This is a genomic window from Deltaproteobacteria bacterium (assembly GCA_028818775.1).
Taxonomy (GTDB): domain Bacteria; phylum Desulfobacterota; class Binatia; order UBA9968; family JAJDTQ01; genus JAJDTQ01.
Genome location: JAPPNE010000050.1, coordinates 15,287 through 29,484, shown reverse-complemented (window position 1 = coordinate 29,484; position 14,198 = coordinate 15,287). Strand labels below are relative to the sequence as shown.

Annotated in this window: 11 protein-coding genes; 8 read left to right on the top strand and 3 right to left on the bottom strand. The window is 65.6% G+C overall.

What is annotated here, in order from left to right; translation table 11 throughout:
* Positions 1–48: 48 nt before the first annotated feature.
* The 3 genes from OXU42_05580 to OXU42_05570 form a co-directional block, all read right to left on the bottom strand.
* The gene (locus OXU42_05580; GenBank protein ID MDE0028863.1) at positions 49–1,788 is read right to left on the bottom strand and encodes an iron ABC transporter permease; all 1,740 of its coding nucleotides are present in this window, start codon (positions 1,786–1,788) and stop codon (positions 49–51) included.
* A gap of 45 nt (positions 1,789–1,833) precedes the next feature.
* On the bottom strand, positions 1,834–2,952 hold the full coding sequence (locus OXU42_05575; GenBank protein MDE0028862.1) for an extracellular solute-binding protein: 1,119 nt from the start codon (positions 2,950–2,952) through the stop codon (positions 1,834–1,836).
* Between the two features lie 250 nt (positions 2,953–3,202).
* On the bottom strand, positions 3,203–4,318 hold the full coding sequence (locus OXU42_05570) for an ABC transporter ATP-binding protein (protein ID MDE0028861.1): 1,116 nt from the start codon (positions 4,316–4,318) through the stop codon (positions 3,203–3,205).
* A gap of 128 nt (positions 4,319–4,446) precedes the next feature.
* On the opposite strand from OXU42_05570, the gene OXU42_05565 reads away from it, so the two are divergent.
* The 8 genes from OXU42_05565 (at position 4,447) to dctP (OXU42_05530) (ending at position 14,054) form a co-directional block, all read left to right on the top strand.
* Positions 4,447–5,793 (top strand): UbiD family decarboxylase, encoded by a 1,347-nt coding sequence (locus OXU42_05565; protein MDE0028860.1) that lies wholly within the window; start codon positions 4,447–4,449, stop codon positions 5,791–5,793.
* Between the two features lie 92 nt (positions 5,794–5,885).
* Complete coding sequence (locus OXU42_05560) at positions 5,886–6,761, top strand: xanthine dehydrogenase family protein subunit M (GenBank protein ID MDE0028859.1); 876 nt, start codon at positions 5,886–5,888, stop codon at positions 6,759–6,761.
* 37 nt (positions 6,762–6,798) lie between these two features.
* A complete protein-coding gene (locus OXU42_05555; GenBank protein ID MDE0028858.1) occupies positions 6,799–7,260 on the top strand; it encodes a (2Fe-2S)-binding protein in 462 nt (153 codons plus the stop codon).
* A 42-nt stretch (positions 7,261–7,302) separates the two neighbouring features.
* Positions 7,303–9,615, top strand: a complete 2,313-nt coding sequence (locus OXU42_05550) for a xanthine dehydrogenase family protein molybdopterin-binding subunit (protein ID MDE0028857.1) — start codon at positions 7,303–7,305, stop codon at positions 9,613–9,615.
* 74 nt (positions 9,616–9,689) lie between these two features.
* A complete protein-coding gene (locus OXU42_05545) occupies positions 9,690–10,460 on the top strand; it encodes an SDR family oxidoreductase (GenBank protein ID MDE0028856.1) in 771 nt (256 codons plus the stop codon).
* Between the two features lie 214 nt (positions 10,461–10,674).
* A complete protein-coding gene (dctP, locus tag OXU42_05540) occupies positions 10,675–11,706 on the top strand; it encodes a TRAP transporter substrate-binding protein DctP (protein ID MDE0028855.1) in 1,032 nt (343 codons plus the stop codon).
* Positions 11,707–11,871: 165 nt separating this feature from the next.
* Entirely contained in the window at positions 11,872–12,939 is a 1,068-nt protein-coding gene (locus tag OXU42_05535; protein ID MDE0028854.1) for an amidohydrolase family protein, read from the top strand.
* A gap of 92 nt (positions 12,940–13,031) precedes the next feature.
* Entirely contained in the window at positions 13,032–14,054 is a 1,023-nt protein-coding gene (gene dctP / locus OXU42_05530; GenBank protein ID MDE0028853.1) for a TRAP transporter substrate-binding protein DctP, read from the top strand.
* The last annotated feature ends 144 nt before the right edge of the window (positions 14,055–14,198 follow it).

Here is a 14,198-nt window from a genome sequence, read left to right as displayed (position 1 = left end):
TGGAAGGCCGCCGTTCCCGCGCAACCGGGAATCCTCTCCGCCAACCTCTTACGATTCCGGCATCAGCGAGCGCCGGCCGAACCACCAGAAGATCAGGATGAGCGGCGTCAGCACGCCGGTCATGACCAGCGTGACCGCGGCCGCCAGGCTGGTGGCGCTCGAGTTCCAGTAGCTCCAGATCACCGCCGGGAGCGTGATGTTGTCGTGGCTGATGAGGAATGCCGCCACGGTGAGCTCCCGGTACACCAGGATGGCGGACCAGATCCACACCGACATGATGGTGGGACGCAGCAGCGGCACGAGGATGCGCCAGGAAGTCCGCACCGGTGACAGGCCCGAGGTGTAGGCCGCTTCCTCCAGTTCCTTGTGGATCTGGAGCAGCGAGCTGTTCAGGGCGCGGGTGGCGAAGGCCAGCCGCGACACCACATAGACGATGGCGATGAGCCATACCGTGCCGTAGAGCGGCAGGAACCCCTTGAGCACGAACAGCGACAGCAGCAGCGCGGCGATGGCCAGGATCACCTCCGGCAGGGCGTGGGGCAGGAACGCGCCGAACTCCAGCACGTAGCGGTAGCGGCTGCCGGAACGCACGATGAGCCACGACATGGCGAAGGCGACCACTAGTGTCACGGTCGGCACCAGCGCCACCAGCAGCACGGTGTTGGTGAGCCCCCGGTAGACCAGGTCCCAGTCGACCCGCGAGAAGGCCATGAACGACATCCGGCTCAGCATTTCCCAGGAGGGCGGCGCCACGTACGGGGTCAGCGCGACGTAGGCGATGAGCAGCAGCGGCAGCAGCTTGGAGGCGACGACGTAGATGCCGATGAAGGCCCAGCCCACCCAGCCCCAGCGGCCCAGGTCCACGAGCGTGGGGCGGTAGCCCTTGCCGGTGACGACTTCGTAGCGGTGGCCCTGGCGCAGCACCGAGCTGTACCACCAGGTCAGCAGCACCGCCACGCCGATCATGAGCACGCCCAGCGCCGCGGTGACCCCGTGTTCCGGGAACTCGTCGTCGCCGGGGTTGGTCTTGAGGTAGACGAAGGTGCTGAGCATGTACACGCGGTTGCCGAGACCGATGATGGCCGGGATGTCGAAGGTGGCGATGGCGATGGTGGCAATGTAGATGACCGCGGCCAGGATGGCGGGGAAGGCCAGCGGCAAGGTCACCCGTCGCAAGGTGGCGAAGAAGCTCATGCCGTGGATCTTCGCGGCCTCCTCCAGCGACGGGTTCATGGCGCGGAACATCTGCGCCGTCAGGATGAACGCCAGCGCCGCGAGGCTGAGCCCTTGCACGAAGCCCATGCCCGTCGGCGTGGCGATGTTGAAGGGTCCCTGCTCGAGGCCGAACGTGCCCACCAGCCAGCGGTTGACGAAGCCCATGCGCTGGTGCGCCATGAAGGTCCACCCCATGGCCGTGTAGATGCCGGGGATCAGCAGCCCGAGGGTCATGGTGGCGTACACCAGACCCTTGCCGGGGAGGGTGGTGCGCTCGGTGAGCCAGGCGATGGGCAGGCCGATGACCAGCGCCACCAGCGTGGTGACGATGGTGAAAATCAGCGTGTTGAAAGTGACCCGGGCGACGAAGGCGTCGCCCAGCAGTTCGGCGTAGTTGTCAAGGCTGTAGTCGGCCTCGAAGCTGCCCAGGATGCCGGTCTGGAAGCTGATCCACACCAGCACGGCCACCAACACGAAAATCACCAGCAACGGGATGCTGGCGAGCCCCGTGAGAAGCGGGGACGCTTTGGGCCGGAGGGCGCGCAGCCGCGGCCAGCCTGCGACTTGTTCCATGATGGCTGCGGGCGGGCCGCCGGCCCGCCCGCGTCCTCTGCGCCGCTAGTTGGTCTTGCCTTCCGCCAGGATCTTCTCGAGTTCCTTGCGGGTCTTGCGATACGTGGTCTGGCTCCCCAGCCATTGCGGTGAGTTGACCACCACCTTGGCGCCCTGGGCCTTGGCCCCATCGAGCGTCTTGCGCTGGTGGGACTCGGGATAGAGGTGGAAGTCCAGGCCGTTCCTGTCCCACATCCACTTCTGGCCTTCCGGCGTGTGCAGGTACGCCACGAAGAGGGCGGCGGCGGCGGGAGACTGCGAATGCACCGGCACGGAGCCGTAGCGGGTGTGGGAGACCACCGCCTCCTTCACCACCGCGTAACCCAGCGGGACTCCGTCTTTGGCGTACCGGTTGACGTACTGGTCGCCGCAACTGAACACCAGCATGGCGAACTCGCCGCTGGTGAGCTTGTCGACCGCGCCGCACCGGATCAGGCCGCCGATCTGCTTGGCGAGCTTCTTCGTGTAGTCCACCATGACTTCCTTGCCCAGGAGGTCGTCCATGGCGAACTCACGCACGCCCGCGGCATAAGGGGTCGAGGCGATCTTGCCCTTCCACTTGGGATCGAGGACGTCGTGCATGCTCTTGGGGATGTCGTCGCCCTTCACCACGTCGGAGTTGAACATGATGCCGACGAGCGTCGAGGCGGAGGCCAGCGCGTTCCCCTTGGGGCCCACGGGATCGAAACCGGGCTCGGGGTCCAGCATCGGGCGGCCGAGATACGCCTTCCAGGGCAGCGAGCGCGTCAGCCCCACCTTGCTGGCCTGCAGCACGCCTCCGGAGTTGCCCCAAACGACGTCCGTGCTGGCGGGCTGCCCGGCTTTCATCTCACGGGTCAGATTGCCGATCATGCGGGTCATGGACGGGCCCGGGGTGAACTTCGGCTTGAGGTTGGTGCCGTACATCTTGTTCATGGCGGCGACGACCTCCGAGAAGCCTTTGCCGCCGCTCAGGCTGGACGACGACCACATGGCTCTGATGGTGGTCTCTTTCTTGGCGGCCTCCACCAGCTCCTTCAGGTTCTTGGGAGCGTCGGCCCCATAGGCCCCCGCGACCAGGAACAGGGAGCAGAGCGCCGCACCCAGGGCCAAGGCCCACCTGTGGTTACGTTTGACATCTAGCATCAGTCTCCTCCTTAGGTGTTGGGTTTCTGACACGGACTCCCTTCTAGCAGTTTTCCGCGTTAGTGCAAACCGGGGATGACCCCTTCGGAAACGGTGAGATGGCGGGATGAATTCGATGCAACGGACTGGAGTTCATCAAGCCATAACTTGTCAAGGCATGACTTGACGAAGGATGACTTGACTGAATCCAGGGGCCTGCCCAGTCGGGGTAGGGTTGGGGGTCAGTGGTGGTCGGGAGCCGGCACCAGCACTAGCTCTGCTTGCCCACCGAGTTCACGAAGGTGGTGTTCTTCTCGTCCGCCGCGAACACCATGACGTCGTCGGGCATCACGCGGAGCGAGAGCATGTCCCCGTGGGTCGTGGGCACCGCGCGGCTCTTGCCGGTGAGCGGGACGTCGCCGGCGGTCGCGTCGTAGACGAACTGGTCGCCCAGAAACACGCTGGAGGTCAGGCGCGCCTCGAAAGTGTTTTCAGCCTCCTCGTCCGACGGCTCGGCGTACTGGATGCATTCGGGCCTGAACCCTACGAACACGTCCGTACCTGGCTCGGTATCGCCGGACGGACGGAATCGGCCGATCCGGGTCTCCACCAAGTTGCCCTCCACGCGCCGGCCGGGAAGCCAGTTGACGGAGCCGAAGAACTCGGCCACCTCGGTGCAGTTGGGGCTGCGGTAAAGGTCCGTGGGACTGCCATACTGCAGCAGCTCGCCCAGGCTCATGAGGGCGATCTTGTCGGCCATGGCCATGGCCTCGATCTGGTCGTGGGTGACGTACAACACGGTGGCGCCGAGCTGCTTGGCCAGGTCGCGGATGCGCCCGCGCACGTCCTCGCGCAGGCGCGCGTCGAGGTTGCTCAGGGGCTCGTCCATGAGCAGCACCTTGGGGTTCACGGCGATGGCGCGGGCCAGCGCCACCCGCTGCTGCTGGCCGCCGCTCAGCAGCGTGGACGGGCGTTCGATCTGCTCGTCGAGCTGCACCATGTGGAGCGCGTTGCGCACCCGGTCGTTGACCTGCTGGCGGGGAATCTTCTGGGCGCCCTCGCGCAAGGGCAGGGCGACGTTGTCGAACACCGTCAGGTGCGGCCACACGGCGTAGGACTGGAACACCATGCCGAAGTTCCGGTCCTGGGGCGGCACCCACACCGGCGGGTCGTCCCCGAACACGGTGCGGTCGGCGATGCGGATCTCGCCGCCGTTGGGGGTCTCGAGCCCCGCCACGCAGCGCAGAAGGGTGGTCTTCCCCGAGCCGCTGGCGCCGACGATGACGAAGAACTCCCCCTCGTCCACGTCAAGGTCGAGACGCTTGATCGCGGCGACCTTGCCGTCGGTGACGATGAACTCCTTGCGCAGGGCTCGAATCGTGATCATGCGCCCTGTCCGTACTCCCCTGGGGTGGCGGTGTCAAATGGTAGACTCCCCAGGTCCCTTTTGGTAATTAGTCTGGATTCCCGCTTCCGGGGGCCGACGGAGAGGGAGCGGTAAACGGGAGACCCACATTGCATCAAGACCTGAGAGAATTCCTTGACGTGCTGGAGCGCGAGGGCCAGTTGCTGGAGGTGAATCGGGAGGTGGACACGCGCTTCGAGGTCGCCGCCGGCATACGGAAGAGTTCCGACGTGGGCGGTCCGGCGCTGTTGTTCAACAACGTCAAGGACCATCCCGACTGGCGCGTGCTGGGGGCGCTGTACGCCACCCGGCGGCTGGTGGCGCTGGGCCTGGGGGTCACCGAGGACAAGCTGCTGGAGCGCTACCTGACCCTGGAGGAGGCGCGCATCCCCTCCGAGATGGTGTCCACCGGTCCGGTCAAGGAGGTGCGCTGGACCGGCGACGAAATCGACCTCGACAAGCTCCCCATCTGCGTCCATTCCGAGAAGGACTGCGGCGCCTACGTCACCATCGGCGTCCAGATCGGCAAGGATCCGGACACGCGCATTCCCAACGTGTCCATCCACCGCATGCTGCGGCTGGGCAAGGACCGGCTGTCGCTGTGGGCGCCGCCGGACCATCACCTGGGGCGGATGATCCTCAAGGCCGAGGACCGGGGCGAAGGGCTGGAGGTGGCCACCGCCATCGGCGTGGACCCGGCCATCATCATCGGCTCCCAGTCCCGGGTCCCCTACGGGGTGGACGAGTTCGCGGTGGCCGGAGGCTTGCGCGGCGCGCCGGTGCAGTTGACCCGGTGCGACACCATCGACGTGGACGTTCCCGCCCACGCGGAGGTGGTGATCGAGGGCGTGACCGTTCCCGGGGAGCGGGTGTCGGACGGCCCCTACGGCGAGTACCCGGGCACCTACAGCGAGAGCAAGCAGGCGCCGGTGATCCAGGTCACCGCCATCACCATGCGCCGGAACCCCATCTACGAGACCTGCCTCACGGGCATGCCGGTGACCGAGAACCATACGCTCATCGAGTGCGCCAACGCGGCGCTGGTCTACCGCACGGTGTCCGCCATCACCCCGGAGGTCAAGGACTTCAGCGTCAGCGCCGGCGGCACCTTCCGGCACCACGCCGTGGTGTCCATGCGCAAGCGCCACGACGCGGAGGCGCGCAACGTCATCCTGGCGCTGCTGGCCACGGGTGCGGGCTTCAAGCGCGTGGTGGTGGTGGACGAGGACATCAACGTGCACGATCCGGTGGACGTGGAATGGGCCGTCAACACGCGCGTCCAGCCGGACAAGGACGTGATCATCGTTCCGAACCTGGCCATGTCCACCCTGGACCCGTCCGCTCCGGCACCGCGCACGACGGCGGTCTGGGGCATCGACGCCACCATGCCGCTCCACGACAACGAGTACTACCGCAAGGTCGTGGTGCCGGGCGTCGACAAGGTGGACTACCTCTGAGGCGCCCTTCGACTTCGCTTCGCTACGCTCAGGACGAACGGCATGAACGGTAACCCCTGACACCACCGCCTTGGAGACTCTTCCCACTGATCATGAAGCACTTCGAATACCTGGAACCCGGTACCGTGGACGAGGCGTGCGGGCTGCTCAAGCAGTATGCCGGCAACGCGCGCGTGTTCGCCGGCGGCAGCTCCCTCACAATCCTGCTCAAGCAGGGTTTCCTGCAGCCGGACGCGCTCATCAACATCAAGAAGATCGACGAGCTGCGGCGCATCGAGGAGTCCGGCGGCGACCTGGTCATCGGCGCGCTGGTGACGCACCACGACATCGAGACGTCGAGCCTCCTGGCCGAACGCCTGCCGGTGCTGTGCGAGCTGGAGCATGACGTGGCCAACATCCGCGTGCGCAACATGGCCACGGTAGGGGGCAACATCGCTTCGGGCGAGCCGTTGACCGACCTGCCGTGCGTGTTCATCACCCTGGATGCCACCGTGCGCATCGCCAACACCTCGGGCGGGCGTAGGCTGCCGCTGGAAGACGTCTTCCTGGACTACTACGAGACGCAGTTGGGGGAGGACGAGGTGCTGACCCACGTGGTGATTCCGCCGCTGCCGGCCCACGGCGCCATCGACTACGTGCGCTTCTCCAGCAGTTCCGTGGTGGACAAGCCCTGCATCGGCGTGGCCGTGCGCATGTCGGTGAACCCGGACGACGGCGCCTGCGGCGACGTGCGCATCGGGCTTGGCTGCGTCGCGCCCACGCCCATGCGCGCCCGCAACGCCGAGGCGGCGCTGGAGGGGAAACCGCTGACCGACGAGAACCTCCAGGCGGCAGCCCGGGCCGCCGCCGATGAATGCGACCCCATGGACGACCTGCGCGGCTCCGAGCGCTACAAGCGCGAGATGGTGGCGGCGCTGGTGCGGCGGCTGGCGCCCAAGGTGTACGAGAACGCGAAAAGCCACGGTTGAGGTCGAACAACACACCGGACAGAGAGGACTTTGCGGGATGAAGAAGGCCGTCACCATGGATGTCAACGGCGCGTCGTGCCAGGTGGAGGTGGACCCTTGGCGCACGCTGCTGGACGTGGTGCGGGAGGAGTTGGACCTTACCGGCGCCAAGCTGGGCTGCGACATCCAGGTGTGCGGCGCGTGTACGCTGCTGCTGGATGGCAAGCCAGTGAGCGCGTGCTCGGTGCTGGCGGTGGACGCGGACGGGCGCAAGGTCACCACGGTGGAGGGGCTGGCCGACGGCGACCGGCTGCACCCGTTGCAGGAGGCGTTCATGAAGCACGGGGCGCTTCAGTGCGGCTATTGCACTTCAGGCTTCCTGCTCACCGCCAAGGCCATGCTGGACGAGAATCCCCGCCCCGACGACGAACAGATCAAGAGCTACATGGGCGGCAGCTTCTGTCGCTGCGGCTGCTACCAGGAGATCATGCAGGCCATCCGCAGCGTGGCCCAGGCATAGGAACACGACAGGCGACGGCGCGAGGTTCCAAAGGAGCGTGTCATGGCGATAAGCGAGAGGCCGCTGAGCGCGCAGGACGGACAACGGCTGGACTACCAGGCCAAGCTCACGGGCCGGGCCGCGTACCTGGCGGACATGAAGATGCCGGGAGTGTGCGAGGGCGCCATCCTGCGCAGTCCGGTGGCGCACGCGTGGATCCGCTACGTGGACGCGTCGGAAGCCCTCAAGGTGCCGGGGGTGGTGGCGGTCTACACCAAGGACGACGTGGTCGAGGGGACCGGCATCGAGCCGTACTACGGCCCGGTCTTCAAGGACCAGACCATCGTGGCGGTGGACAAGGTCCGGCACGTGGGCGATCCGGTGGCCGCGGTGGCGGCTGAAACCCGGGAAGCAGCGGAGGAGGCGGCAAACCTTATAGTGGTGGAGTACGAGGACCTGCAGCCGGTGATGGACGTGCGCGACTCGGTGAAGGAGGACGCCACGCTGGTGCACGAGACCGTGCGCATACCGGAGCACGGGTTCGCCGACCTGGCGGAGCTCAAGCCCATCGAGAACACCAACGTCTGCACCCACTTCAAGCTGCGCAAGGGCGACATCGAGCAGGGGTTCGCGGAGTGCGCGCATGTCTTCGAGGACACGTTCATCCTGCCCACCACCCAGCACGTGGCGCTGGAGCCCCACGGCTGCATCGCGGCGTTCCAGCCCGACGGGCGCGTGAACCTGTGGTCCACCACCCAGAACCCGTTCGTGGTGCGCACCCAGCTCGCCAACATCTTCAAGATGCCGGTGTCGAAGATCCGCATCATGGTGCCGTATCTCGGCGGCGGCTACGGCAGCAAGGTCTATCCCAAGATCGAGCCGCTGACCATGGCCCTGGCGCAGAAGGCCAAGCGTCCGGTGCGCATCCTGCTGAGCCGGGAAGAGGTCTTCTACACGGTGACCAAGCACGCTGCGTTCATCCGCATGAAGACCGGGGTCACGGCCGACGGCAGCTTCCATGCGAGGGAGGCCGAGGTGTTCCTCGACACCGGCGCCTTCGCGGAGATCGGCCCGCGGGTGGCCAAGAAGTCCGCCTACACCGCGGCGGGGCCCTACAAGTTCAAGCACGTGAAGATCGACGCCAAGTCGGTCTACACCAACAAGCCGCCGGCCGGGGCGTTCCGGGGTTTCGGTGTGTCCCAGTCGGCCTGGGCCAGCGAGTCGCAGACCGACATCATCGCCAAGGCGCTGGGGCGCGACCCCTACGAGCTGCGGATGCAGAACATCTACGACGAGGGCGACGAGTTCGTCACCGGCGAGAGACTCTGGAGCATCGGCGTCAAGGGCTGCCTGGAGAAGGTCGCCCAGGAGATGAAGTGGGGCGAGCCGCCGGAGACGCCGGCGGATCCTTCCAAGGTGCGCGGCAAGGGGCTCGCGGCGCTCATCAAGGCCACCATCACCCCGTCGATCTCGTGCGCCGCCATCAAGCTCAACGAGGACGGCAGCGTCAACGTGTTCACCAGCACGGTGGAGATGGGCCAGGGCTCGGACACGGCCATGGCCGCCATCGTCGCCGACACCCTGGGGATACCCCTGGAGCAGGTCTCGGTGCTGGGGGTGGACACCGACGTGGTGCCCTACGACCTCACCACTTCGTCGAGCCGCTCGACGTTCCACATGGGCAAGGCCCTGGAGCTGGCCTCCCTGGACCTGTGCGAGCAGCTCCGCAGGTTCGTCTCCGAGGAGCATGGCGTGCCCTTGGAGGAGACGCGCATGGAGGGCGGCAAGGTCCTGTTCCGCGAGAACGCCCTGACCATCCGCGAGGTGCTGTTCAACCACTTCGGCATGCAGGGGGGCACGTTGGTGGGCCGGGGCGAGGTCAAGACCAGCACCGTCGACCCCGACACCGGGGACAAGACCACTTCCTCGTTCTGGTTCGTGGGCGCCGGCGGCAGCGAGGTGGAGATCGACAGGGACACCGGCCGGCTGCGGGTGCTGAAGCATGCCACGGCGGTGGACGTGGGCAAGGTCATCACGCCCCTGGGGTGCCAGCAGCAGCTCGTGGGCGGCGCCATCACCGGCATGGGGCAGGCGCTGTTCGAGCAGATGATTTGGGACAACGGCATCCTGGTGAACCCCAACCTCGTGGACTACGTGCTGCCGGCCTTGGGCGACATGCCCGACGAGATCACGCCCATCGCGGTGGAGGTGCCGCACAAGAACGGGCCGTTCGGCGCCAAGGGCATCGGCGAGACCTCGCTCATCCCGGTGGCCCCCTCCATCGCCAACGCGGTGGACGACGCGGTCGACGTGCGCATCAAGGACCTGCCCGTGACTTCAGAGAAAATATTCCTGGGGATGCTCGACAAGTCGTAGAGCCCCTGTACCAACCAAACCAACCAAACCGACCCTGAACGATCTGATCGTAGTGGGGCAAGGAGGAGTGAACCATGAAGCTCAAGGATCGCGTTGCGATTATCACCGGATCGGGCCGCAACATCGGCGAGGCCGCCGCCAAGCTGTTTGCCTCGGAAGGCGCCAAGATCTGCATCGTGGACATGGACCCGGGCCGCGGCGAGAAGGTTGTCGCCGACCTGAAGGCCGCCGGCCATGAGGCCATTTACGCCAAGTGCAACGTCGCCGACACCGAAGACGTGAAGGCCATGGTGAATGCCACGGTGGACGCCTTCGGCGGCATCGACATCCTGGTCAACAACGCCGCCATCACGGACCATGAGACCATCTTCAGCATCTCCGAGGAGGAGTGGGACCTGGTCATCGACGTGACCCTCAAGGGACCGTTCCTGGTGGGCCGCTACGTGGCCGAGCAGATGGTGAAGCAGGGGAGGGGAGGCGTTATCGTCAACGTGGCCTCCACCTCGGGCCTTTCCGGCCGCACCGACGCCATCGCCTACATGGCCGCCAAGGGCGGCGTGGTCAACCTGTCCCGCGGCATGGCGGTGCAGCTCTCGCAGTACAACATCCGCGTCAACTGCCTGACCCCCAATCGCTCGGGCTCGCCCGTGGGCCAGGACGAGGGCGCCGTGGGCCGGGAGTTCAAGAACCTGGCGGGACGGCTGGGCACCGCCGAGGACCAGGCCAAGGCCATGCTGTTCCTCGCCAGCGACGACTCCGGCTTTGTGTGGGGCGAGAACCTCATCTGTGACGGCGGCGTCACCGCGGCCTCGAACTTTCCCAAGGACCGGGTGTCGGCGAACTGAGGGGATCGGCCGAACCTGGTTGCCGTGCGTCGCTCTGTCCCTGTGCCAAGCGATGCAACGGAGCGCAGGCGGGAGCGGGTTCTTGCACGTTCCTGCTGGCGCGACCGGCGCGGTGCGCACTGGTATCGTAGAGCTCGGTCGTTGCAAGTCCCTTGACATCGTTCCAAGGCTTCGAATAGTGTCGGGCGTCTGACCACAGAAAGGAGGGCACGCAATGGCAGCACTTTCCAGATCGTTGGTAGTCCTCATACTGGCAGGGTTGATGGGCGCGGCCGGCGTGGCGGTCCCGGACGACGCCCAAGCCAAGATCATTCTCAAGGTGACGACGCAGTCGACCCGCCCCGGGACACCGCGCGCCGATTATCTGGTTCACTTCAAGAACGGGGTAGAGAAGCGGACCAACGGGGCAATCGAGGTCCAGATCTACTGGGCCAACTCCCTCGTGCACGCCAAAGAGGCTCTGGAGGCGGTGCAGTTGGGCACGGCGGACATGGCCGACCTGGCCGTCGGGTATTTCTCCGACAAGATCAAGCTGCTTCAGGTGGCGGGTCTGCCCTTTTCCGTCAGTGATCCGGTGAAGGCACGTGAAGGCGGGATGCGCCTGCTCAGGGAGGTCCCGGAGGCGCTGGCGGAGATCACCAAGTTCGGTCATGTGTTCGTAGGCATGACCGCGACGGCGGAGTATCATCTCAATTCTCGCGGGCCCATCCCGGACCTGGCGGCTCTCAAGGGCAAGAAGGTCGGCACTTTCGGCCGCATCGCGCCCAAGGCCATCCAGGCGGCGGGAGCGGTCTCCGTCAGCACGACCGGCGGTGAGGTGTACGAGGCCCTCCAGCGCAAGACCATTGACGCGCGCATCATGTCTTTCGAGACCGTTCAGCGGTTCAAGACCTACGAGGTGGCCAAGTACGTGAACACCATCGCCATGGGATGCATCGCCGGTGTCACGCCGTTCACCATGAACAAGGCGAAGTGGGACTCTTTGTCGAAGGAGCACCAGAAGATCATCCTGGAGGAAGGCGAGCGAGTGGGAGTGTGGGAGGCCAAGGCGATGAGGGACGACGACGTCAAGTTCCAGAACTTCCTCAAGGGCGAGGGCGTCAAGATCATCGAGTTCTCCCGCTCCGACCGGGAGAAGTGGAAGAACACGGCGGGCGTCAAGAAGATCAACGCGGACTGGGTAGCGAGCGTGGAAGCGGCGGGGTTGCCCGGCAAGAAGGCCCTCGAAGTTTTCCTGGGAGAATAGTTCCGTGGGGCTCGGGTTGCGGGCCCGCTTTCGGCGCATGGGCAATCTTTGTCAGCTTCCAGGATTGCCCCTTGACATCGGTTCAGGGCTTCGACTAGGGTCCTTTGTCACGCCGTGAGACCGGAGGGGTCTGGCCTGGGACGGCGAGCGGTTCGCGAGGATGCCGTGTCATATGACGATTATTCCGTAGTGGACTGTGACGGCCATGTGGTGGAGTGGGTCCCGGACATGGCCGATTACATGAGCGACCGCATCAGGATGCAGGCCACCAACCCGGCCCGGGACCGCCAGGGGGTGTTCCCTTCCATCGACGGAATGCATTTCGCCCTCCACGCCGGGACCACCGGCAACGAGCGGGTCACCGCCAGCGAGTACATGCCGGGGAGCGGCGAGGACTGGGTCGCCTTTCTCGAGCAGGCTGGCATCGACAAGACCGTCCTGTTCACCACCGAAGGGCTCTCCGTGGGCATGATCCAGATACCCCGTTACGCGGTAGAGGTCTGCCAGGCCTACAACGACTACATCCACGAGAAGTTCGCCAAGGTGAGCGACCGGCTGCGGCCCGTGGCGCTGCTGCCCATGCAGGACGTGCCCGAGGCCGTGAAGGAGCTCCGGCGCGCGGTGGACAAGCTCGGCTTCGTCGGCGGCATGCTGCCGTCCACGGGGCTGCCGCTCCATCTGGGCCACCAGAGCTACTGGCCGGTCTACGCGGAAGCCGAGCGACTCGGCGTGCCCATCGCCATTCACGGCGGCTCCAACCTGGGCATGGGAATGGACACGTTCACCAACTTTACGGGTTCGCACGTCCTGCACCATTCCGTTCCGTTGATGATCGCGTTGGTTTCGTTCATTTACCACGGCGTCTTCGACGCGCATCCGAAGCTCCGGGCCGCGTTCATGGAGGGCGGCTGCGGCTGGCTCGATTTCCTCATCGACCGCATGGTGCGTGACGAGAATTACTTCGACGCCGCGGACCAGCCGAGGATGCGTCCCGTGGAGTATCTCAAGGGCGGGCGAATCCTGCTGGGGTGCGAGGGGAGCGAGGAGACCCTCGCGTACGTCGCGAGCAGGGTGGGCATCGAGGCGTTCGCCTACGCCTCCGACTATCCGCACGAGGTGGACCTGCCGGCCGCCAAGCACGAGATCGAGGAGGTGGTGGAACGCGACGACATGTCCAGGGAGGACAAGCAGGCGGTGCTGGGCGATAACGCCAAGCGGTTTTTCAACCTGTGATTCCGGCCGGGTGTCCCACCCGGACGACTAAGGGCCATGATGCGTCGGCGTCACGGCAAGGTTTGTATCAGAAAGGGGAGAAGATGAAGGCAATGTCGAAATCGTTAGTGGTCTTCCTGATGGCCGGTGTCCTGTGCGTCGCCGGGCTGACAGTCCCGGAGGACGCCCAATCCAAGATCATCCTCAAGGTAGCGACGCAGTCAGCGCGCCCGGGAACTCCGCGCGCCGACTACCTGGTGCATTTCAAGAACGGCGTGGCCAAGAGGACCAACGGCGAGATCGAGGTGCAGATCTTCTGGGCCAACTCGCTGGTGCACGCCAAGGAGGCCCTGGAGGCGGTGCAGTTGGGCACGTCCGACATGGCGGATCTGGCCATCGGATACTTCTCCGACAAGATCCGGCTGTTGCAGGTCGGCGGGCTTCCCTTCGCCGTGAGTGATCCGGTGCAGTCGCGCGACGGCGGCATGCGCGTGCTCGCGCAGATCCCGGAGGCCAGCGCGGAGCTGGCCAAGTTCGGTCACGTGGTGGTGGGTATGACCGCCACGGCGAGCTACCAACTCGTGGCGCACTACCCCATCACGAACCTGGCGGAGCTCAAGGGCAAGAAGGTCGGCACCTTCGGCCGCATCGCGCCCAAGGCCATCAAGGCGGGGGGCGGGATTCCGGTGAGCACCACCGGCGGCGAGATGTACGAGGCGCTGCAACGCAAGACCATCGACGCGCGCATCCTCTCCTTCGAGGCGGCCCAGCGGTTCAAGACCTACGAGGTGGCCAAGTACATGAGCAAGATCGAGATGGGCTGCATCGCGGGCGTCAACACCTTCACCATCAACAAGAGGAAGTGGGACTCCCTGTCGAAGGAGCACCAGAAGATCCTCCTGGAAGAGGGTGAGAAGGTCGGCAAGTGGGAAGCCCAGGCCATGAAGGACGACGACGTCAAGTTCCAGAAGTACCTGACGGGCAAGGGCGTCAAGATCGTCGACTTCTCCGCCTCGGACAGGGAGAAGTGGAAGAACAGCCCGGGCGTGAAGAAGATCGCCGGCGACTGGGTGGCCAGCATGGAGAAGCTGGGCCTGCCGGGCAAGAAGACCCTGGCCGTCTTCCGCGGCGAATAAACCGGTCATGGGGCGGGGGCAACCCTCCCTCCACAACACGCGGCTGCGGGGGCGGCGGTGATGCCGTCCCTGCGCAACGTCAAGGGGTCAGGCTGTCTTGGAACCATCTAAGGATACTCTTGAATCCGCCGTAACCCCGGGTTT

What these genes read in the sequence shown, in the direction of transcription:
- OXU42_05580 (MDE0028863.1), bottom strand. Translation starts at nt 1,788, where the DNA reads ATGGAACAAGTCGCAGGCTGGCCGCGGCTGCGCGCCCTCCGGCCCAAA.
- OXU42_05575 (MDE0028862.1), bottom strand. Translation starts at nt 2,952, where the DNA reads ATGCTAGATGTCAAACGTAACCACAGGTGGGCCTTGGCCCTGGGTGCG.
- OXU42_05570 (MDE0028861.1), bottom strand. Translation starts at nt 4,318, where the DNA reads ATGATCACGATTCGAGCCCTGCGCAAGGAGTTCATCGTCACCGACGGC.
- OXU42_05560 (MDE0028859.1), top strand. Translation starts at nt 5,886, where the DNA reads ATGAAGCACTTCGAATACCTGGAACCCGGTACCGTGGACGAGGCGTGC.
- OXU42_05555 (MDE0028858.1), top strand. Translation starts at nt 6,799, where the DNA reads ATGAAGAAGGCCGTCACCATGGATGTCAACGGCGCGTCGTGCCAGGTG.
- OXU42_05550 (MDE0028857.1), top strand. Translation starts at nt 7,303, where the DNA reads ATGGCGATAAGCGAGAGGCCGCTGAGCGCGCAGGACGGACAACGGCTG.
- OXU42_05545 (MDE0028856.1), top strand. Translation starts at nt 9,690, where the DNA reads ATGAAGCTCAAGGATCGCGTTGCGATTATCACCGGATCGGGCCGCAAC.
- dctP (MDE0028855.1), top strand. Translation starts at nt 10,675, where the DNA reads ATGGCAGCACTTTCCAGATCGTTGGTAGTCCTCATACTGGCAGGGTTG.
- dctP (MDE0028853.1), top strand. Translation starts at nt 13,032, where the DNA reads ATGTCGAAATCGTTAGTGGTCTTCCTGATGGCCGGTGTCCTGTGCGTC.